Origin of the sequence: Prolixibacter bellariivorans ATCC BAA-1284, from assembly GCF_000621705.1 — a bacterium.
GTDB classification, from domain to species: domain Bacteria; phylum Bacteroidota; class Bacteroidia; order Bacteroidales; family Prolixibacteraceae; genus Prolixibacter; species Prolixibacter bellariivorans.
In genome coordinates, this window is the sequence record NZ_JHXO01000015.1 from 50,326 (window position 1) to 73,299 (window position 22,974).

At 42.1% G+C, this 22,974-nt stretch carries 12 protein-coding genes and 1 pseudogene; 11 read left to right on the forward strand and 2 right to left on the reverse strand.

All coding sequences use genetic code 11. From position 1 onward, the window contains the following. Positions 1-629 precede the first annotated feature (629 nt). From T426_RS0118880 to lplA, 4 genes are all read left to right on the forward strand, one after another. Complete coding sequence (locus T426_RS0118880; RefSeq protein ID WP_025866104.1) at positions 630-2,000, forward strand: T9SS type A sorting domain-containing protein; 1,371 nt, start codon at positions 630-632, stop codon at positions 1,998-2,000. A 374-nt stretch (positions 2,001-2,374) separates the two neighbouring features. After that, positions 2,375-4,183, forward strand: a complete 1,809-nt coding sequence (locus T426_RS0118885) for a hypothetical protein (protein ID WP_025866103.1) — start codon at positions 2,375-2,377, stop codon at positions 4,181-4,183. Then, positions 4,173-4,883: a hypothetical protein gene (locus T426_RS0118890; protein ID WP_027586122.1), complete on the forward strand. Its 711-nt coding sequence runs from the start codon at positions 4,173-4,175 to the stop codon at positions 4,881-4,883. Before T426_RS0118885 ends, T426_RS0118890 begins: the two co-directional genes overlap by 11 nt. Positions 4,884-5,004: 121 nt before the next feature. Beyond that, positions 5,005-5,991, forward strand: a complete 987-nt coding sequence (lplA, locus tag T426_RS0118895) for a lipoate--protein ligase (protein WP_025866101.1) — start codon at positions 5,005-5,007, stop codon at positions 5,989-5,991. A gap of 76 nt (positions 5,992-6,067) precedes the next feature. Here lplA and T426_RS0118900 read toward each other — a convergent pair whose 3' ends face one another. Continuing rightward, the gene (locus T426_RS0118900; RefSeq protein WP_025866100.1) at positions 6,068-7,252 is read right to left on the reverse strand and encodes a hypothetical protein; all 1,185 of its coding nucleotides are present in this window, start codon (positions 7,250-7,252) and stop codon (positions 6,068-6,070) included. Positions 7,253-7,396: 144 nt separating this feature from the next. Further along, on the reverse strand, positions 7,397-8,086 hold the full coding sequence (locus tag T426_RS0118905; RefSeq protein ID WP_027586123.1) for a hypothetical protein: 690 nt from the start codon (positions 8,084-8,086) through the stop codon (positions 7,397-7,399). Between the two features lie 201 nt (positions 8,087-8,287). Between T426_RS0118905 and T426_RS0118910 the strand changes: the two genes are divergently transcribed. The 7 genes and pseudogenes from T426_RS0118910 to T426_RS0118940 all read left to right on the forward strand — a co-directional run bounded on the left by T426_RS0118910 (position 8,288) and on the right by T426_RS0118940 (position 22,969). After that, a complete protein-coding gene (locus T426_RS0118910) occupies positions 8,288-8,569 on the forward strand; it encodes a hypothetical protein (protein ID WP_027586124.1) in 282 nt (93 codons plus the stop codon). Positions 8,570-8,757: 188 nt separating this feature from the next. Beyond that, a pseudogene (locus tag T426_RS26335) lies at positions 8,758-9,129 on the forward strand (SMEK domain-containing protein); the annotation flags it as partial. Positions 9,130-9,552: 423 nt separating this feature from the next. Then, complete coding sequence (locus T426_RS0118920; protein WP_248622595.1) at positions 9,553-12,918, forward strand: NACHT domain-containing protein; 3,366 nt, start codon at positions 9,553-9,555, stop codon at positions 12,916-12,918. 560 nt (positions 12,919-13,478) lie between these two features. Next, a complete protein-coding gene (locus tag T426_RS0118925) occupies positions 13,479-16,544 on the forward strand; it encodes a SusC/RagA family TonB-linked outer membrane protein (protein WP_027586126.1) in 3,066 nt (1,021 codons plus the stop codon). Between the two features lie 19 nt (positions 16,545-16,563). Further along, complete coding sequence (locus T426_RS0118930) at positions 16,564-18,198, forward strand: RagB/SusD family nutrient uptake outer membrane protein (RefSeq protein WP_027586127.1); 1,635 nt, start codon at positions 16,564-16,566, stop codon at positions 18,196-18,198. A 123-nt stretch (positions 18,199-18,321) separates the two neighbouring features. After that, positions 18,322-20,655 (forward strand): GH92 family glycosyl hydrolase, encoded by a 2,334-nt coding sequence (locus T426_RS24315; RefSeq protein ID WP_025866070.1) that lies wholly within the window; start codon positions 18,322-18,324, stop codon positions 20,653-20,655. A gap of 25 nt (positions 20,656-20,680) precedes the next feature. Beyond that, entirely contained in the window at positions 20,681-22,969 is a 2,289-nt protein-coding gene (locus tag T426_RS0118940) for a GH92 family glycosyl hydrolase (RefSeq protein WP_027586128.1), read from the forward strand. Positions 22,970-22,974 lie beyond the last annotated feature (5 nt).

A 22,974-nucleotide genomic window follows, 5' to 3' on the forward strand; every position in this document is an offset into this window, starting at 1 on the left:
AAATACATACCAATTGGTATAAAATAAAAATAATGGAGAAGAAATATTAAGCATTGAAGTATATTAATAACCCAAAATTGGAGTCGATAAATTAATGGAAATCTCTATCGGGTGATCATAATGGATAGGTTTTTTCATTGATTTGTCGTAAATTAATTCTGCTTTAATAAATTGATTATTAAAATTATCTGACTGGCCAGGTGCTAACATAACACAAGATGTTTGCTACAGTGTACACATATTTAGCCATGTAATCATTTTTATTATAGAGAATATCCGGGAGGAAGAATATGCACGTTATTCGTCCACCTTAAGAAGCATTGATGTTTCCCGTTGTATATCCCGAAAATTTAGATGAACCAAGATTCCCGGTCAATGATATTACATGTCATCCTGACATCGATTTCTGGAGAGAAACCAGGAGCGTGTTTATTTCAATGGTGATGTGAATGAATTGAATTAACTGAGGACCCGGCATTTCCTAAATTGCCGAATACCTGAATTCATTTCATCTTTTATGCAATATCCAGTGATGGGGAGTCTTGCCCGGGCTTCTGAGTGGTATTCGGTTTTTACCGAAACGTCGAAAAATAATTGTCTTGACAAAAAACTCCCAAAAGTTAAATCAAATGAAATCTATACTGTTAACCTTTTGTCTTGTTTTTCTGTGTGTCGGTTTTGTTCCTGAATCAGCCATCGCACAAAGAAAAATGAACCTCAAATCCGGACAGCATTTCCGGACCCCCAATCCATATCCATCTTTCTGGAATTGGAATTACCATCATCGAAAGCCAGACGATCCTGTTTTTCATCGCCATGTCACTGAACCTTTGTTACAACCCGGACCTTTGGGCAGTTGGGAAGAGGAGAGTGCATCACATCCCCGTGTACTGTTCGACGGAAAAATTTACCGCATGTGGTACATGGGCATGGATTACGATTACAAGCGTGGACTGGGATTAGCCATGTCGAAGGACGGTGTTCACTGGACCAAGTATGAGGGGAATCCGGTATTGGGGCCGGGGGAAGAAGGTGAATGGGATGACTATGGCCCAGAAGTACCGGCCATTATTTACGATAAAAAGGAATGCCTTTTCAAGATGTGGTATATGGGCGCCAATGAACCATATGCCTCCATCGGTTCCGGTTACGCCTGGTCGAAAGATGGTATTCACTGGACTAAATATGAGCACAATCCTGTACTGAAAATCGGAGAAGAAGGAGAGTGGGATCAGTATTATGCCGCCTTGGAAACCGTCGTTTACGATGGGAGAATCTACCGGGGGTGGTACACGGGTTTCCAGGATGATTCCTGGTATGCACACATTGGTTATTGTTGGTCAAAAGATGGTATCCACTGGCACAAATACAAGGAAAACCCGGTACTGGCTCCCGTTCCCGGAACCTGGAATGAAGCCGGAATATGGGTCTCCAGTGTGGTGCACAAAGACGGCCTTTACTACATGTTCTATGACGGCGGTGATTATGCCGGCAGCAATTCTATTGCTTATGCTACGTCGAAAGATGGAAAGAACTGGGAACCTTATGAGGATAATCCTATTTTCTTTGCATCCGATAGTGGATTCGACGACTTTTGGGTACTCACTCCCTGGGTGAAGTATATGCGACATGAATGGAAAATGTGGTACACAGCCATTAATCAGGATTGGGTGCAATCGATGGGTTATGCTTCTTCGCGTGAACATCCGTATATTCATCAGCGGCAGATAGCCCGTGTCAACCATCATTGTATTGAAAGCATAGAACCTAACCCGTGCAGTGATTATGCGACTATTCGAATCAAAATGGAGCAGCCGGGAATGGTATCTATGAATATCCTCCGAACTGATGGAAGCCTGGTACAACAGCTGGTTAACCGGAAATATGAAGCAGGTACCCACGAAATACATTTCAACGCCTCTGCCTTACACAACGGAGTCTATCTCTGCAATCTGAAATTAAATGATTATAAGGAAACGAAGATGATGGTGAAGAACTGAGCGGGTGACTGTTGTTTGGAAAAGAGAAGGCCGTCTGCCTGATTAGATGGCCTTCTTTTTTCGTAATAAAAGCGGGGACTTGGCCGGTGCTTGTTGGTTTGCGAGGATTAGGGCTCGGAGATACGGTGAGGGGAATGGATGAGGTCATCAAATGATTCCCCCGGGAGGCTTGCCCCCAGTAGGTTTGCCCCGGGGATAGTTGGTTTTACGAAATTTTTTTATTCCAATCGATTGTTCTAATCGCCAAATGCTTTGCTGCTTGCATGAGATTTATCATCCTGTTATATTGCGAGCTTCCGGACATCTGATAGTATTTTATGCTACATTTGTGACTCAGACAGACAAAGCAGATTGGTTAACTAACTAACAAAAGATTGAAAAAGCTTGTATTTTCTATTCTCATTGGATTGATTCCATTGATTTACTCATGTACGTATTCTACGGGAGGGGAGAATTTTGTGGACGTTGATCAAAACACCACTCCGCCGCAGGTTCAAAACCTCACACTCGATTTGAACCAGGATACATTAGTTGTCTATCAGAAGACACGCTATAACTTTCATTTTGTTTCCGATAAACAACCTATTTTGGGTGTGGTCATCACCTTGAATAACCAGGATTTTGTTTATGATACGGTCGTTGGTTCCATCGATATCGATCCCAAAGTTATTCCTGAAGGGGTATATTCCATGGCAATGAAAGTTTACACACATACCGGCACGGGAAGTCTGGCCGATAAGACGGGAACCGAAGCGTACCTCTTTCAAAAAACGTGGGTTGTCATCGTCGAACATCCCAGGGCGCCCGACTTGAAAGTGACTTCATCCATCGAAAATGGATTTCTTCGGTTTCATTGGGACAAATTCGATTCGCCTTTCTTTTATTCTTATCGGTTATTCATCGATAACAGCGGTATTGGCGCTTCTTATGATCATGAGTTTACTGATTCCAATATCACTTCGTTTGTCGATTCATTTTATGTGGGAGGAAAAATCAGGTTGCAGCTTTTTGCCAAATATCGAGACCTGGACGGGAACATAAAAGCTACTGAGTTTGATTATACCTATGACTATCCCCTGGAGATGCATATTCAGGAAAATCCCGATAGCCTAACCGTCAGCTGGCCGTCGCAACCTTTTCAGAGTAAAGCCTTTTTCAGCACAAGCCAAAGTATCGACAAAACAGCAATGGGGGCTGACACGTCGATAACCCTCCCTGCACCGGGTATGGGCAGGACTATCGATTATCAACTCGAATTCCAACCTGTGAAAAAGTGGCGGGATTTCTATCTTACTTATTACCAGATGAAGCGATATACACTGGGAGTCGACGACGGTCAAAGCTTTACCGAAGTGGTCTACGATCCCTCAATTCACTCTTTTTTCGTGAAGTCGGCCGACTACCTCCGAAGACTGGATGCACATCTGGAAGTGATTGCCAGCTACGACCACTCCTATGATTACAAGGATAATCATTCCCTGGCCATTTCGAAGAATCATCAAACGGTGTATGCCGTTATCGCTCAGCAACGCCGGAAATTCAGCATGACCCTCTTAAATGACCTGGGTGGTATGCCCAACGGTTTTGGGGATAATGCGACCTTCCGGGTCGTAAAAAACCTGAACGATACGATTTTCCTGGTAGGGCATAACAGTAATTTTTCGTTATTGAATATTTTAAGTAACCGGGTGATTACTACGACAGACCCACTTCGTACTTCCGGCTCGATTGCTTATTATCAATTTGCCGTGTCATCCGACGGACACTATGCTGCGTTTGCTAATGAACTCGGAGTGAGTGTATACGAGGTGGTGAACGACAGGCAGTTCGTTTTGCAGTATGAGAATTCCAACGCCTACTACAGTTGCTTGTTTAATCCGCGAGAACCAAACGAATTGGTGTTGAATGCACAGGATGGGATTCATGTGATGGACTGTTCAACCGGTCAAATCACTCGTAATCTAAACCAGTTTGTGGCGAACCCTATCAATTTCGATCCGGTAACCAATAACTTGTTGCTGGTCTCCAATTCCCAAAAGAAAATATATGTGTACGATTATGAAAATAACGTGGTGAAGCTTACGCTGAATCATCGGGCCAGTGCCTGGGATTTTCGTTTGCTGAACAACACCATTTTGTTCGACGCCGGTTATCATTTAGCAGTATCAGATTATGTCCATTAAAAGAATTATACCGCTCGTTTCCCTTTGTTTCATTAGTATAGGTCTGAAAGGGCAGGGGTTTGAATTTCGCCCGGCCATTGGTTGGGGTACGTATGCGATGGCTGATTTTAAAGATTTTCAGCAGTACGCTATTCCCGATATAGGGGTGAATGTGAAAAGTGTGAAAGAGTTTCCGGGCTATGCCAATTTCGGAGCCGATGTGTTATACTATTTGAATCCTTCGTTCGGTTTTGGGGGTACTACTGGTTATTATTCCACCGGTGCCCGAAATAGCTATGCCGATTATTCGGGGTCGTATAGGATGGATATTAAAGCCAGGGCCGTGAATTTTGGTGGAATCGTTTCCTATAAACAAGAAGTTGGGAGCAACCTGTTTTTGGGACTGGAGTTGTCTTCCGGCATTAAGCTTGCTAATATTGATATAGCTGAAAAATTAGTTATTCCCAGTCAGGGGTTTGACGAAACATATCAGTTCGAAAGCCACAACTGGTGGATGATGCCACAGGTCAGGATAAGTCGCTATTTTTTTACCGACATCTCTTTTGGTATTTATGCAGGTTATGAATATAATGCGAAAAGCAAAATAGAAACCAGGGAAAACGTTCTGCACTATCTGGTCGGTGAGCATGGTCCGGTTAAGCAGGATTGGTCGGGAACCCGAGTCGGCGTTTATGTGACGATTCCTATGAATAATTTATAGTGTAGCAGGTTGTGGCGTAGTCTCAAGCAGAGGGTGATGTCGCAATATTCTTCCGGATTCCTTTAGCTTCCTTGCAAGCCAAAAGTCAAAAACTTCCTATTTTTGCAAAAAAATTTCATTCATGCTGATTATCGATTCGCCCTCAAATAACGCCTGGTTCAACATTGCTTCCGAAGAGTATTTGCTCGACAAATATCCGGATGACGAGATTTTTCTCCTTTATGTAAATGCGCCTTCCATCATTGTGGGACGGTTCCAGAATACATTGGCGGAAATCAACCTCGATTATGTCAAGAAAAACAAAATCAAGGTAGTTCGCCGGATGTCGGGCGGTGGTGCCGTGTACCACGACCTGGGTAATCTGAACTTTTCGTTTCATACGCCTTTGGGAGACGACGATTTTTCCGATTTCTCGAAGTTCACCCAACCGGTGGTCGATTTGCTGAACAGCCTGGATGTCCCGGCTAAGCTGGAAGGACGCAATGATTTGGTGGTCGACGGCAAGAAATTCAGTGGCAATGCCAAACTGGCCCGCAAGGGGAAAATGATTCAGCACGGTACCATTTTGCTGGACTCTGAAATGCAGGTATTGAGCGAAGCATTGAAAATCAATCCGCTGAAATTCCGGGATAAAGCGGTGAAGTCGGCCCGCGCCCGTGTAACCAACCTGATTGATTATTTTCCGGGCGGAATGACGGTCGACAAGTTCAAGCAATTGCTTATTGGGCAAATCATGAAAGAAAATGGCGATGATACAACCATTCACCACCTGCGGCCCGACGAAGTGGCGAAAATTGAGCAACTGGCCGCGGAAAAGTACAGTACCTGGGATTGGAACTTTGGTGGTTCGCCCAACTACGATTTCAACAAAGCCATTAAGGTACCTGCCGGATTCATTGAACTGCACATGGATGTGAAGAAAGGCATCATTCAGAAAGCAAGAATCTTCGGCGATTTCTTTGCCTCACGCCCCATCGAAGAGCTCGAAGAAAAGCTGGTTGGTGTGCCGCACGAAACCAACAACATCCGGCAAACTCTATCATCGGTGAGCTTAACCGACTACTTTGGGAAGGTAACAACGGAGGAAATAGTGGAGCTGTTTAGCTAGTGAAAACGGGATGGCTGCGAAATGCTTTATCGTATTTTATAAGCGTTTATTTGCTTACTCTCTCCTTGGAGTGCCTTTAATAATTGAAATCGCGCGGTTCACCCCTCATTTCGCGTGCGTCTAATATGGCTTCCCGCAATTGCTCTCGTATCATTTGGTAGGTGTCGTTCATACCGAACTTGTTGTCTAACTCATACGTAAAGCCCAGCTCTTTGTAGGTTACATACTGTTCGTAAACCGTATCGAGCGCCTCGGCTACTTTTTGATTTTTGTATTGAGATGCCGCCTTGAGAATGGCCTTGTACCACACCAGGTGACTATCGAAATATATCGGGCGGTCGGCATCCTGCAACGTTGCGAGAGGACCTTCCAACTCAGCGGGACTCGATTCCCGGTCGATTTTTTGAATGTGAATTTCCATCCCGTCAAACAGTTTCAGAATGTAAGGGTCGGTTTCGGTCTCACGGGCAAATTCAATATAAAAATCGATATACCCCGACAATACCGGACGCTTATCGGCTGGTGGCGGCGGACTCTTCTTTGCCGGTTTTGCTTTTTTTTGCGTCTTCCTCGCCAGGTTGATGTACATTTCTTCTATCGGCCCCTTCTTGTCGGGAAGCAAAAGCAGCAGGTTCGTCCCCATGCGACTGTCGTAATACTCAAACCAATCGGGCATGTCACTATAATTGCCGTTTTCATCTTTTTCCATCACATGCTGATAATCCGGTATGTCCAATTCCCAGGGACGCCGCGGATACGGATCGTCGAGCGACAAGAGAAAGCTTTTCATTAACGCTATTTCTTCCGGGGTAATCATCGGGATGAAAGGACAGGCCATAATGTTTTGGTGCCAATATAAGAAGTCGAACGATATTTTTACCTCTTCAATCTCAAGCTGCCCCGCCCGCCACTGCAGTTCCATGTTGAACAGTTTCTTCTTCAAAATACTCTTCAGCGCCTCAGTCGCGTAGTTCTGGTACTTGAGTTCCAGGGTATCGCGTTCGTTTAGCAAACCAAAGTAATAGTTATACGACTTGACGAGTGATATTTTCCAGTCGACATACCGACTGATGAAATCATCTTTGCTCTGGTCGGCATACTTTTCCAGGTACTTTTTTCCTTTCTCCGATTCTTTTAACTCGGTGGCAAACTGCGTTGCCAGCTTTTTGAAGAACTGTTCATATTCCACTTTGTCCTCGGGAATAAGCTCTTTCCGGTAGGGGAAATGATCGAAGTTGACAGAGACCCTGTTTTTTTTCATTATGGCTAATTCTTGGTTAAACGTTTGTACAAATACCGAAAATTATAGAGGGGAGCACTCAGCCTGTCCCTGGTCGCATTGCACCCTTATATTCGCAAGAAAGCCCCGGTTACGGGGCTTTTGTTATGTCAATACCGATTAGACTTATTGTTCAGTTGCTGCATCCTCCACGGGTTCATCCTCTTCAATGGTATCCTTCGAGCCATATATCACATAATCGTTGTAATAAGCCTCGTTTGCACCTTCCCAGATATCCTTGCCGGCCTCGCATATCTCGGTAATCGACCGGTAAATCTCATTGGCGGCTCTTTCGCGTTCTACCGTTTTGGCCTCGCGGGTTGATATCAGTGTTTGCTGTTCGTCGATAGCGTCGTCGAGCACCGTAACAGCTGCTTCAATCTCCGTTAGCGTTTCTTCGGTAATGTTGCGCGAAGCCAGTTTGTCGAGCATCTCCCGGCAGGTGGTACAGATATGGTTAGCCAGGTTAATCAGGTCGGCTGCTTTAACATCCTTCAGCTTATTAAACCGGATGGCTTTGTATTCGACCGACTGTTCGCCCAGGGCATATTTACAGCGAAAACGTAAGGTCGATAACAGCTCTTTCACCTGGGCGTAGGCCTTGTTTTTCGCATCGGTTTTCAGGGTTTGCTGTCCCAGCCAGTAGTTATCCGACGGCATTTGCCTGAAGGCCGTTACCTTGGTTTTGAGATTGGTCCGGAAAGTTTCATCGTATCCGAGAGGGGAGACTTGTTCCGCATCGCGTTCTAACAAATTATCGATACGGTCGGCACGCTGAGTTAACGTACCCATGCTAAAATTAAAACTAGTTGTCATGTTAATTAATTTTTATTGGTTGTCTTAGTTGCTAACTGAATAGCTTTTTGAAATTACAACGTTTTACCGCTATATGCAACTCAATTGCACCACTTTTTTATATGTTTTTTAATATAAGAGTTAATATTTTCACCGTTTTAGTTAGTATTTTCAGTGTATTCGATTGGTCTCTCATGGGAAATAAATGCCTATCCATTGACCATGTGTTTACCTTTCTTTTTTGGTATTGCATATCATCACTTCCTCTTTGATTACTGCCATTTAGCAACCATTTCCCCCGCGGAGGAAGACATCGAAAGAGTGGAGGAAGACACCGAAAGAGGCGAGGAAAACATCGAAAAAGTGGAGGAAGACACTGAAAGAGCAGGGAAAGACATTGAAAAACCAGAGAACAACACCGAAAGAAGTGCGACGGATAATACCAGAGCGGTGACCAACATCCCGGAAGCCGGGAATAACACGACCAACACCGCGGAAATCTGAACCAGCATGGCGAAAGGTATTACCAGAGAAGAGGAAGGGGTTGGGAGAGGAAAAAGTGAGATTCTGAAGGCGAAATGGCAAATTCCGATACGCAATTAGTAATTAACTGTTGATTGTGAATAGTTTGTAAAACTGAATAGTTGTTTGCTGAGAGTGAATCGTTATTTTTATGATTACAAATAATTTCTATGAAAACAGGTATACAGTATTTAGACGAACAACGCACTGCCATTCAGAAAGGATTACTGGAAAATCAGAATTATATCCATCAACAAAAGGAACTGCATAACGGTGACATTGCTTTTCTGGCTGAGTTATTTTTGGAGGAGTTGCTAAATGCAATCTATGCCAATGAAGGTTGGAAGATTAAGAATTTGAACACGTATAAACCAAATCATCCGGCAATCGATTTGGCGGATAAAAAGAACCGGGTTTGTTTCCAGATTACGGTGACAGACTCAACCGGTAACGCGAATAAAAAAATTAAAGATACGCTTACTTCATTTTACAAAAGAGGTCTCGATAAGGATTACGATCGGCTTTTTATTGTGTTTGCATCGGGCATTCAAAACAAGAAGGGAATTAAAATACCTCCAACAGTGGAAGTTAATGGACACAATGTGCCTGTAGCTGGTTCTTTAATAACAAATGAAAGTGTAAACGACCTGTTGGACTTGGAAGAGACTATTTTTGAGGGGACCAGAGATTCGGAAAAGATAAAGAATGTCCTGATTAAGATTCCGGCGCGTCCGGAACAAAAATTACCGGTCTTTAAAGCTGAAAAATACATTGCCCGGAAAGCATTGGATTTAGAAGGAAGGTCTATTGATTTAACCAACTATTTGAACAAGGAGAAACGAGTTGTTTTGTTAGGCGTCGGCGGTTGGGGGAAAACCACGGAACTAATACGAATTACTAATGAGATAAAGAAGACCGCTAATACCTTTTGCTTTTTTGTGCGATTGATTAATTACTCGAGGTCATTGGAAACCTTGTTGAACGCTCGTTGCAAGAATTGGCAGAATGTTCCTGAAGATGCAGAAACATACTTTATTCTAGATGGCTTCGATGAAATCGACAGTAGTAAAATAGAAGAAGCGGGCCATGAGATTGAGAACTTTGCAGCAGGACATTCCGATGCACATTTGCTGGTTTCCTGCCGTAATAACTTTAATCCGTTTCATGCAATCGAAAATCCGGACGAAAAAAAGAGTGACGAGTTCAATGTTTGCTATTTGGAGGAATTGTCGGACGAAGATATTCAGAAGTATATTGAACAGGAATGTTTGGATTCGGCTTCTTTCATGAGTGCGGTAAAGGAGAATAAATCGTTTGAAATCTTATCGAATCCATATTATCTGGTAAATACAATCGACATATATAATTCAACCGGACGCTTGCCCGAAACAAAGGCTGCATTTTTCGATAAGTTAATCGAATTGCGTATTGATTGGGAACGCGATAAAAAGCCTTTGACATGGCAGAATATCGATGAGTACGGTTTAAGGGAAAGTTTAAGAAACCTTGCCCTGACAATGCAATATGCAGGCTCTTTCAAAATATCCCAAAGAGATTTCACCATGATTGTCCGAAAACAGGAAATCAGGCAGACGATACAAAAACTCTTTTTTTATCAGGAAGAAAATGAATGGCGGTTCGAGCACAATAACCTGCAGGAATTTTTGGCGGCGCAATATATTGCAGAATTAGACTGGGAACAACAAAAACAGATTATTCTATTGGATAACGGGAAGCTAAAACCCAAATGGCTGAATGCATTTTCGTTTTTGGTCAATATTGCGAAGCCTTCGGGTGAGTTGATTCAATATTTCATTGAAAAGGATATCGATTCGCTGGTAAAAACGGAACCCGATAAGGTCGATAGGACTATTCGGAACGACGTTTTTAAAGGGATTCTCAATAAGCATAAAGCAGAAGATTCAATTATTTGGAACAAGACATACACCGAACAAGATTTATACAATTTCGTCAAATTGGAGAAGAATAGTGAAGTAATTGAATTTCTCATAACTGAACTTAGTGTGGAGAACGCCAAGCAGCAGGTGATTTCAAATGCTGTCAGGGTTTTATCCCATCTAAAGAGTTCGGGGCAATATTTGCACAAAATTCAGCCTTTGTACTTAGTGCTCCTAAATCGGAACGGAATCCATAAATATGGTTGCAGCCGGGAAATCATCCAGTCCTTTTCGAAATGGAAACTCTTCTCGAAGGAAGTGAAAGACCAATTAATAGCGACCGAAAATTTGTATGACAAAGATGGCCCCCTAAGCTCTTTGTGTCATTATTTGGCCGATGGTAAGTTTGATGATATCACTGGAGAACAAGTTCATAAACTTGTGGAGGCATTCAGTGAACAGAGGTTTGTTGGTTCAGAATATTCATTGTTTGACGTTGTAAGATTGCTTTCCAAAGAAGAACTTATAAATCTTATCGTTGCAGAAACTCCAGCTAATAACAAAAATAGAGAACGTACTTGGAAGCGTGATTTATACGAAGTATTAGGCATTCAAGCCATAGAACTCTATGATTCAGATTCCTGTGTTACAAAAGCGATTATTGACTTTGTGTATACTTCGTATCGGTTCCATGAGAAAGAGTATGGAAAACAATTCAAGATCTTTTTTGAGAGAACGGAACAGGTTGAGTCGGTTTTTAAATCATGTTTCCTAAGAGATTTAAATAATTCAAGTAACAGGCGACGTGAATACTTCATTGTGCCGGCACTAATTGCCAATCAGGAATGTTTGGATTGGGTAATTGAGATGTATCTGGGAGGAAAAATACCGGATAAGCTAATTTGGTATTTCATAGGCGTTTTATCCATTGTTGAAAATTATGAAAAGGGTAGAGTCTTTCAAGAAAAGTTAAGTCTTGTTGCTGGTCGTAAGTTTAATGATGACACCAGTGAATTAAATTCATTTACGACTAGAGTTGAACAACTAGAGTACGAAATTCTTTTGAATAGAAAACTGGCAATAGCATGTGTAAAGAAAGCTTTTGGCTTTATAAAGCGCTCCAGAATTAGCCGAGAAGACCTTATTGAAATACGTTGGTCAGACGATAATATTCCCAAAGACCCTGAATTAATTGTTGGTCTGGAATTCTTAATAACTCATTCCGATAATGATGAGGAAATTGAAAAAGATCTGTTTTTAGAACGATTATCGAATGAAGACCAATGGGAAGATATCATACTCGATAAATATGCGTATGCCTATTCGTCAAATAATCTTCCCCGTGAAAATATTGAGTGGATTGTCAACTGGTGTAAGACTAATTCTTGTAAAGTTAATTTTGAAGGTAGCCTGACTAAAAACGGTGATGGAGGATATACGTACGATAACAAAACAGCACTTTTCGTACAATTTGCAGTTTTTTTTAATGTGGAGATAGAGGAGAATATCATGTTGGAAATGACTGGATGGATGGGGATTAATAAAATGATAACCTCCGGAGGTGGAAATATTAACGATTACAGAGTTTATGCTTATCTAAAGAAACACCTGAATATAGAGACTCTAAAAGCAAGAATCGCAGAAAATATTAGGAAAGAGTCAGATATGATTGAACCTGTTTTAGTCGAGCACGTCGAAGTTGTGAAAGAAGAGAGATGGACAGAAGCTGCTGAATATTTGCCTCACTATTTGAACAGTCCTTATGTAAAAAGATATGTAAGACGGGAAGTTTTGGATACCTACGAATTCCTGGGAGGTGATTGTGAAATGATCTTGCCTTCACTGAAATTAGTGGAGTTAGGTGGAAGTGATAATTACTATGATTGGAACCTCGTTGACTATTTTGTCAAGCATAAGCGACCTGAAGTGTTGGAGTTTATGAAGACCCAGGTTGATTGCCCGAATGTAGATCAAGTGAAACTGGGGATTTATATGATGAATTATGGGGAAAGACAAGGTGCGGAATTAATACTGCGGAATTTGGCAAATGCCCAGTTGAATGAAAGAGAGTCTTTACAGAAAATGGTTGGGAAGATGGAACCAGAAAATTCGGAGTTCTTAATTGACTTTTTAACTGGTTTATTTTCGGTTTATGCCGGTGGTAATATGGGGAAAGATGGGTTTGGAAGTTTGTTTCCGGTTATTTTTGAAAAGTTTCTCGAAATAATCAAACGGTTTCCCCAAAAAGAAACGGTTATTTACTCGAAACTGGATAAGATATTTGAAGAGATTCCCCACAATGAGACGATTGGTAACGCACGGTATCATTATTACGAATTGAAAGAGCGGGTCAATATTGAAAAAGATAAAGAATGTACCATCCGGCAGGCGATAAATGAATTGAGGGGCATGGGTATTCTGAATGAGGTTTAATATTGCTTACGCTCCTTCAGGGCTTAGGCCATTTGCGCACTACCAGGTAACAGGGCGTTGCCCTGCCCTAATGCTGTTGTACCGTTGGCGCAAAAAGAAGGTACCCGGAATCCGTGAAAGGCCAAAGGTCTTGCAGCATTAACCCGTGGCACCGCCATGGGAACAAAAATGTGGTGAGGTGAATGCGGTCGCGTGCCGGCCCCGATTAAAACGTTAACGCTCTTACGACCGCAACGGCGCTATCGCTCATCATCGCTCAACAATAGAAACTACAAAACTCGTCTAACAAATCAATTGTACTGCCGGCTTCATTTTGAGTTGGGAGCCTCTGTTGATTTATGGAGTCTTTCAATCATTTTCCGGAAAAAAAAGCGATGACCAATCAAAATACGTACAAGAAGAGTTTTGTGTATTTGGTTAATTGTCAATCTTATATCTGGTTTTAGGGATTGAATGAAAAAGCAAATACCGATTTGTCTATGTTTTTGAATAATTTGTCCATATGTAGATATTTAAAGGAACCTACCTTGAGCTTGGATTGAAATTAAAATTCATTTTCTATGAAAAAAACTAAACTAAAATTATTGGTGTTAGCCATCTTCTTCGGCATTTCATTTAACACCTTTGCGCAAGCGCAACAAATTTCCGGTGTTGTGTACGACGAGCATAACACCACTGTTCCGGGAGTAACGGTTGTAGAAAAAGGGACAACTAACGGAACCGTGACCAACATGGATGGGAAATTTAACCTGAAGCTAACGGGAAAATCAAAACTGCTGGAGTTTTCATTTGTAGGTTATAAAACTCAGCAAGTTCCAGTTACCAACCAGACAACTTATACCGTTCATTTGGAACCATCAGTTGTTAATCTTGACGAAGTAGTTGCCATTGGGTATGGCTCTGTTAAAAAGAGCAACTTAACGGGAGCAGTGAACTCCGTGGATCACCAACGATTGGAAAAGGCAAATAAAGTAGATGCTATTTCGGCATTGGAAGGCCAATCTGCCGGAGTTGTCATTCAACGTACTGACAATAAACCGGGTTCAGGTGGGTTTAACATTCGTATTCGTGGTGCCAGCACCATCAACACGAATGAAACAGCGAGCCAGGGAGGTTATAACCCGGGACAAAACCCGTTATTTATTGTTGACGGAATTGCTGTAGACGACATTTCATTCTTAAACCCGTCGGATATCGAGAGAATGGATATTCTGAAAGATGCTTCGGCCACAGCAATCTATGGTTCGAGAGGTAGTAGCGGGGTAGTTTTAATTCAAACAAAACAAGGTAGAAAAGGTAAATTAAGAGTTAGCTACAATAATTATTTCGGTTTCAAACAGGCATACCACCTGCCCAAAATGTTAAATACTGATGAATATGTACAGTATTTAAAGGATGATGTTGTGGGTAATCACTATGCTTCCGGCGATTACAACTTCACCACCGCCGATGTGGTATTATCGGATTACCTGGATGCGGAAGAGTTACAAAATATTGCCGATGGTGTTAATACCGATTGGGTAAAACTCATTCGTGTTAACGGCTATCAAACCAACCACACGCTCAACTTAAGTGGTGGAAATGACAAAACCGTTTATTCAGCCAGTATGGGTTATACAAAAGATAACGGAACGGTTGGAGGCGAAAACTTTACCCGTTACAATGTCAAGGCCGACGTCTCTTCTGATATACTTAGCTGGTTAAACCTGAGTGTTGGAAGTTATATGACTTATGCTATTCAGAATACCGGTAGCTGGGAGGCTTTCAGAAGTGCATACCGTTTGAAACCAATTGGCCGCCCATACAACGCTGATGGCTCGTTGCGTTTTTACCCACTTTCGAAAGAAACACAAGTGACAAATCCACTTTTTGAACCATCAAATATTACCAAACAAACCAAATACTTACAATGGTTAGGTAATATTGCCATAAAATTGACCCCGGTAAAGAACCTGACTCTTACGTCTAAGTTTTCGCCGGATGTTAAATTCACCCGTTATGGTGAATATCGCGGACTCTATTCCAAAAGTGTAAGTGGAAATCCTTCCAACAGAAGGGCTCAGGTAAATAATTTCAATTACCTCTCCTACACCTGGGATAATATCATTAATTACAAGTTCAAAAAAGGCATCCATGATTTCAATATTACAGCAGTAATGTCGAGGTACATGGAAAATGACGAAAGCTATTATACTCAAGTAAGAAACTTCACCACTGACAATTATCTGTTTCATAATCTGGGAGCTGGCCTTAGTATTCGTGATGTTTCAAGTGGTTACACCGAACAAACGCTGGAATCATATACCGGCAGGATAAATTATAGTTTAAACGACAAGTATTTGTTCACCTTCACCGGCCGTTACGATGGGTCTTCTATTCTTGCGGATAATAACAAGTGGGCATTTTTCCCGTCTGCTTCTTTTGCCTGGAAGATGCTTGATGAAGGTTTCATGAAAAATCAAAAAGTGTTATCCAGTGCCAAATTCAGGTTAAGTATTGGACAAACAGGTAACAACGGAGAAGGGGGCGGATTGGCTCCTCTGGGTTCTCAATCGTTACTTGGCAGCAGTGCAACCAACCTGGGAGGCACATCAGTTTCTACTGCCTATGTTACAGGATTGGCCAATAAAGACCTGACATGGGAAAAAACAACGGAAGAAAACGTCGGTTTTGACTATGGTTTTCTCAATAACCGCGTTTTCGGTTCAATTGATGTTTACCATCGAAAAACGACTGGAATTATCTTTTTCACGCCGCTGCCTTCGGTTACAGGATTCAGTGGAACGTATAATAATGTGGGAGAATCAAGTAACAATGGTGTAGAAATATCATTAAACACTGTGAACGTTGATAACGGTAATTTTAAATGGACAACCAACTTCAACTTTGCCAGTAACAAAAACAAAATTGACAAATTATACGGCAACCTTGATGAAATTCAGTTTAATGTACAAGGAACTAACCTGATTAACAAAGTAGGCGAACCTATTGGTTCAATTTACGATTACGTGTACGACGGAATTTGGCAATCGAATCAGGCTGCTGAGGCTGCCAAGTATGGACAAAAACCTGGACAGGTAAGGGTAAAAGACCTAGATGGCGACGGGCATATTACTCCCGGGAAAGACCGTAAAGTAATTGGTCAGGTAACTCCAAAATGGACCGGAGGTATTACCAGTTCCATGAATTACAAAAATTTTGATTTCTCCTTTTCGGTAATTACCAGCCAGGGAAATAAAATCTGGAGTACGTTCTACTCAAACACGGTATTCCCTTACGATGAAAACCCATCAAGATTGTTTAATGCTGCAAAAGTAAACTACTGGACTCCAAGTAACCCAACGAACGACTGGTATCAGCCAGGGAATGGCGGGCCTTATTCCTGGGTATCTAAATACAAAGACATTTCATACACAAAAATCGGTTACATAACTTTAGGATATACGATTCCTGCCGACATTTTGAAACGTGCCCACATTGCTGGCTTAAGAGTTTATACAACCGTTCAAAATCCATTTATCTTCACGAAATACGGGGGATGGGATCCGGAGAATGCCGGTAGAAATTCATGGGGTGGAGCATTTATGTCCCGCACATATATGGCAGGTATCAACTTAAATTTCTAAACACTAAACGATTCTAAAAATGAAGCATACAAATTATAAAATACTATCATTACTACTGGCTTTGAGTTTCTTCGCAGCCAGCTGTACCAGTTTCCTTAATGAAAAGAATTACACCTCGCTATCATTGGAAACTGCAGCATCCACTCCGGAGACATTTGATCAGTTGGTAGCACGTGCGTATGAATTATCACGTGAATATACTACGCACTATACTTCCGACATGTATTATAGCCTGGAGGATCTGGGTACGGACGTCGTAACACGCGGATCGTTAATTTTAGGAACCAGTGATTTAAATGATTATGTCAACCTTAACTCTACGAATTACACGGTTAGCGTTTACTGGACTGACCAATATGCAATAATCGCAGCGGCTAATACGGCAATTGATAATGCCGACGTAATTGAAGGGATTGACGATAGCACAAGAACAGTTGGCATTGGAGACGCTAAGTTTTTCAGGGCTATGTCCTATTTTAATTTAGTGGTCAATTACGGAGGTGTTCCGTTAGTGGTTAACCAGGTTACAACTGCCCAAAAAAACTATGTCAGGGCTACTGAAGAACAAGTCTACTCACAAATAATCAGTGACCTTACCGATGCATTATCGGCAGTACCGGAAGATCCTGCTCAATACGGAAGGGTTTCAAAAGATGCAGTAAGACATCTTCTGTCAAAAGTATATTTAACAAGAGCTTACAAATCATACGCTGCAAGTGACGATTTTTCAAATGCAGCCAAGTTAGCCAAAATAGTGATCGCCAATCACCCGCTGGTTCCTTCTTTTTCAAGTTTAGTTAGCATTAATAATCAACGTAATTCGGAAGTCGTATTTGCGTACCTGTTCGGTACCAACTCGGTAAGCAGAGGTTGGGGTAACTCAAAGCACATGATGTATAAATTCAGGTTTTACGATTATCCCGGCCTGTCAAGAACCGTGCAAGGCCTTGGCCCGATGCCCACTCCATTTTACTATTCCCTGTTTGACGACGCCGACCAACGTGCTGAAGCGACCTTTTCCAGGGTGTTGTATGCTACGAAAGAAGCAACAACTACATTAAACGGAGAAACGGTTAACATTCAAGTCGGAGACACTGCAATGTATTTCCCCAAAGTAGCCTGGACTGATGCCCAAAGAGCGGCGGTGCCTTATAAGGTTATTAATCCGGATGAATACTTCACAAGTGACGGAATTACCAATGTACACTATCCTATATTTAGAAAATTCGACGACCCGGATGTAGCGTTTACACAACCTGACCAACCTTCCAACGGCGAAAGGGACATGGTTGTTATGAGAAGTGGTGAAGCTTATCTGATTGCTGCAGAAGCTTACCTTGGTATGAACGACAAGGCAACTGCAGCTGGTTATCTTACCACACTGCGGGCAAGGGCCGGTTTAACAACCCCTGTTTCTCCGGATGATGTTAATCTTGACTTTATCCTGGATGAAAGAGCTCGTGAATTAACCGGAGAAGTTAACCGGTGGATGGACCTGAAAAGAACCGGCAAACTGATAGAACGTGCTTTGGCACATAATCCACATGTTGCTTTTAACCATGCAATCGACGAACACGATTTGCTCAGGCCGATACCTCAGACCGAAATTGATAATAGCGGTGGTTCTATTACCCAAAATCCGGGTTATGAATAATATATCGAATAACAATAAGCATTAAGTGTTATGAGAATATAGGCGAAGTATTTTTCACTTGCCTATATTCTCTTTTAATTCGCTATTGCGAGACTTGTAGTCTTCCTGTCTAATAAAGCCAGCATGTATTTAAGTAAAACAAACTTTTTAATACGAAGCAAACTTCTGTTCTTAAGTTTATTTGCATTGGCATGCAATGAAAAAATACCGGAAACTGCTTCTAACGAATTTGTTAATAAAGTATATCCGCTACTCGACACTAGAAATTCGAGGTGGTTCTTCTTTTCATCAGCTTGCCGTCCGTTTGGCATGGTGAATCTGAGCCCCGACACTGAAATTAATGGAGCATGGAACAGTGGATACCGGTATCAAGCCGATACCATTAAAGGATTCAGCCACATACATGCCTGGCAGATGTCTGGTTTATCAGTCATACCCGTAACATTAGATAAAACAGAAACCACAAAAATATTTTCAGATTTTTACTCTCCTTTCTCTCATAAAACTGAGATCGTTACTCCGGGATATCATTCTGTTGTGTTAAACCGATATGACATCAAAGCCGGGTTAACCAGTACCAATCGAGTTGGTTTTCATAAATATACCTTTCCTGAAAAAGATATTCAAAAAGCGATTTTATTCAATCTGAATACCCTTTTAGGCCCATCTAACAACACTGCCGGATATTTAAAACAAGATAGCAACAAGGAACTTTCCGGGAGCCTGGTAATGGCTCCAACACACCGACGTATAAAGCCCCTTACCCTGTATTTTAAAATTAAACTGAACAGCCCGATCACTCAAATTGAACAAGATAGTGCAACACATAATTACCTGGTTCTGTTGAAATCTTCAGTACAAAATGTACTCATGAAAGTAGGTATTTCATATACCTCTGCAGAAAATGCATCCCTTAATTTACAAACAGAACTGCCCGGTTGGGATTTTTCTGAAATTGTGAGACAATCTCAACAGGTATGGAACAAAATGTTGGGAAGAATTCAGATTGAAGGAGGAACAGCAGCCGATCAAAGGAGATTCTACACGGACCTTTGGCATGCTTTGCAGGGACGAAGAATAATAAGCGATGTAAATGGGGCCTATCCGGATAATACACAGGAACAATTCCGCATTGGACAAATACCACCGGACAAGAACGGGCACCCCCAATTTAACATGTACAATTCGGATGCCTTTTGGGGTGCGCAATGGACACTTAACACGCTCTGGGGACTTGTTTATCCTGAAATCATGGAAGACTTCGTTCATTCGCTCATGCAATATTATAAAGATGGGGACCTGGTTCCACGGGGCCCTTCCGGTGGCGATTATACGTTTGTCATGACGGGAGCTCCGGCAACACCATTCATTGTAAGTGCCATCCAAAAAGGAATTGTAAAAGACAGTTTAGAATTTATTTATCAGGCACTAAAGAAGAACCATATGTCGGGAGGAATCATGGGCAAATCCGGTTACGAACATAAAACGGATAAGGGCGGAGGACTGAGTTTTTACATTGAAAAAGGCTATGTGCCTTACCCGCTTCCCTATAAAGAAAATTTTGGTGCTCATGAAGACGGAGCCGGACAGACTCTGGAATATGCGTATCAGGACTGGACTTTGGCGCAACTGGCAAAAAAACTTCATAAAGACGACGATTATCACTATTTTCTGAAACGCTCCTTCAATTTCAAGAATATCTTCAATCCATTATTAGGATGGAACGTTCCGAAAGATGTAAATGGAAAGTGGAAAAAAGACTTTGATCCTTACCAGTACGAAAATGGCTTCGTAGAATCCAACTCAGCCCAGTCAACCTGGTTTGTACCTCACAATCTGAAAGAATTAGCCCGTTTAATGGGCGGCGATTCAATTGCGGTAAGAAAACTGAATACCCAATTTATGGAAGCACAAAAGCTCGGATTTACCTCGGGAACTTCCCATGCGGCAGAACTTCATCCGGAATACAGCCGTATTCCGATAAATTACGGCAATCAACCTTCTATACAAGCGGCTTTTATTTTTGATGAATTGAACCGACCCGATTTAACCCAATTCTGGTCGCGCAGGGTGGTAAGAAGAGTTTTTTCCGGTTTATCGGAAAATGTTGGATACAATGGGGATGAGGATCAGGGACTAATGGGAAGTCTGGCTGTGTTAATGAAAATTGGATTGTTTCAAATGAACGGCGGAACAGAAGAAAACCCGGCATACCAGATTGGAAGCCCCATTTTCGACAAAGTTATCATTCATCTGAATCCGGAATATTATCCGGGCAAAACCTTTGAGATTGAATGCAACAACAACACCCCTGACAATGTATTTGTGAGGACGATTCGATTAAATAATACGCCTGTAAAATCGTATTCAATAACACATGAGGATATTGTAAACGGAGGGATATTAAAACTGGAAATGGCTATTAGCGGGCCGTCAACAGAACTTGTGCATAATTGACTGTATTACTGTGTGAAACAAGGTTATGAAAAATATAAAATACATTCTTTTAATTTGCTTTATCGCGCTTTTACAATTGGAGGCAAGAAGCCAAAACCATCAATTTGTAAATCCTCTGATTGGCTCTGAAGGGCCGGGAAATGTGTTCATTGGACCTTCGTGTCCTTTTGGGATGATTAAGCCCGGGCCCGACAACGATGTACATGCCAACAGTGGTTATTCTGCCGATACAACCAAAGCCATTTACGGATTCAGCCAGGTGCATGTAAGTGGCACGGGCGGAGGAGCCAAATACGGCAATGTTTCGGTAATGCCCATTTCCGGTAATTTCGAATCGGTTAAGCAGGAATCGTTTCGCGACGATGAAAAAGTACAGTTGGGTTATTACGCTGTCCGGCTAAAAAAATGGAATATCAAAACCGAAATTACGACTTCCGACAGAGCCACCTTTTACAAATTTAAATACAGCTCCGAAGGGAAGAATGCCGTAAAAATAGATTTGGGAAGATACCTGGATGAAACCGACATAAAAAATGGCCGCGAAACGCAGCAATTTGTCGGTTCCGAAGTGGAAGTAGTTTCCGATACCGAAGTGCGGGGCTACACAAAAGTCAGAGGCGGATGGAACAACGGCAGCGCCTATACCGTTTATTTTGCGGCTGTTTTCGACCAGCCATTCGGCAGTTTTTCTACCTGGAAACAGCAGACATTCTTTCCCAATCAGGCAACGCAGGTTGACGACGGAAGCAAAACCGGGGCAATGCTCTTTTTCAACCATCTTAAAAACAAATCGCTGAATATGAAAATTGGCATTTCATTTATCAGCAGCCTGAAAGCGAAACAAAACATCAATAACGAAATTCCGGATTGGCAATTCGATAAAGTACTCACCGAAACGCAACAAAAGTGGGATAAGATTTTGCAACGTGTAGAGGTCGACAAAGATGCTTCGCCGGAAAAGAAAATGATGCTCTATACGGCACTGTACCACACTATGTTAATGCCGGTTGACCGCACGGGAGAGAATCCTCTTTGGGAAAACGATGGCCCGTATTACGACGACTTTTACGCTATTTGGGACACTTACCGGTCTTCGAGCCCGCTGATAACCCTACTTGATCCGAAACGTCAGGTAGCTATTATTAACGCGCTGATAGATATATACAAACACGATGGTTACATGCCCGACGCCCGAAGTGGAAATTGCAACGGAAGAACGCAGGGCGGCTCTAATGCCGAAATTGTGATTGCCGATGCTTTTGTAAAAGGATTGAAAGGTATCAACTACAAAGAGGCACTCAATGCCATGTTGAAAGATGCCATGTATCCTCCGGGTGGCAATGAGGAAAAAGAAGGCCGGGGTGGTTTGGTCGACTACAACCGCTTGGGCTATGTTTCCACTGACTATGTACGCTCCGGAAACCGCACGGTGGAATATTCGTACGACGATTACTGCTTAGCCATGGTTGCGAAAGGCATCAAGCGAAAAGGTGAATACTGGCGTTTCATTAAACAGTCGGACAACTGGCAAAACCTGTGGCGAGATATTGAGAACAATGGTTCACGAGGCTTTATTATGCCGAAAGATGCGCATGGTAAGTGGGTGGATAGTATTCTGTGTAATGTTAATAATGGCCGTATTAATTATTTGAAATATACGCCTTTGTCGCAAGACTGGCCCAATTGTGTATGCTGGTGGTGTGGTATTTTTTACGAAGCCAGTTCATGGGAATATTCCCTTTCAATACCGCACGATGTGGCTACGCTCATCAAAAAATCAGGAGGAAACGAGGCTTTCTTAAAACGATTGAATACGTTTTTCGACAACGGGTATTATAATGTTGGCAACGAACCATCTTTTTTAAGTCCTGATTTATACCATTGGATTGGCAGACCAGACCTAAGCAACGAACGCATTCATCAGATTATTGATGCAAATTACAGCAGCAAAAGAGACGGAATTCCCGGGAATGATGACTCAGGTGCCATGTCGTCGTGGCTGGCATTTCATATGATGGGCCTATACCCCAATGCCGGGCAATCGTATTACCTCATTAACGCTCCTTATTTTAAAGAAACAACGCTGCACCTACCTGATGGGAAAGATTTTACTATCAAAGCAAAAAACCTGTCGGATAAAAACAAATACATAAAAGCAGTAACGCTTAACGGGAAACCTTACGAGAAAGCATGGATTGAACACAGCGATATTATAGCCGGTGGCACTTTGGTTATTGAAATGGGACGAACACCATCAGAAACATGGGGAAAGAACCAACTTCCGCCGTCGAAACCGGATGACAACAAAATTTAAAGCAA

What these genes read in the sequence shown, in the direction of transcription:
- lplA (WP_025866101.1), top strand. Translation starts at nt 5,005, where the DNA reads ATGCTGATTATCGATTCGCCCTCAAATAACGCCTGGTTCAACATTGCT.
- T426_RS0118925 (WP_027586126.1), top strand. Translation starts at nt 13,479, where the DNA reads ATGAAAAAAACTAAACTAAAATTATTGGTGTTAGCCATCTTCTTCGGC.
- T426_RS0118905 (WP_027586123.1), bottom strand. Translation starts at nt 8,086, where the DNA reads ATGACAACTAGTTTTAATTTTAGCATGGGTACGTTAACTCAGCGTGCC.
- T426_RS0118910 (WP_027586124.1), top strand. Translation starts at nt 8,288, where the DNA reads ATGTGTTTACCTTTCTTTTTTGGTATTGCATATCATCACTTCCTCTTT.
- T426_RS0118890 (WP_027586122.1), top strand. Translation starts at nt 4,173, where the DNA reads ATGTCCATTAAAAGAATTATACCGCTCGTTTCCCTTTGTTTCATTAGT.
- T426_RS24315 (WP_025866070.1), top strand. Translation starts at nt 18,322, where the DNA reads ATGTATTTAAGTAAAACAAACTTTTTAATACGAAGCAAACTTCTGTTC.
- T426_RS0118940 (WP_027586128.1), top strand. Translation starts at nt 20,681, where the DNA reads ATGAAAAATATAAAATACATTCTTTTAATTTGCTTTATCGCGCTTTTA.
- T426_RS0118930 (WP_027586127.1), top strand. Translation starts at nt 16,564, where the DNA reads ATGAAGCATACAAATTATAAAATACTATCATTACTACTGGCTTTGAGT.
- T426_RS0118900 (WP_025866100.1), bottom strand. Translation starts at nt 7,252, where the DNA reads ATGAAAAAAAACAGGGTCTCTGTCAACTTCGATCATTTCCCCTACCGG.
- T426_RS0118880 (WP_025866104.1), top strand. Translation starts at nt 630, where the DNA reads ATGAAATCTATACTGTTAACCTTTTGTCTTGTTTTTCTGTGTGTCGGT.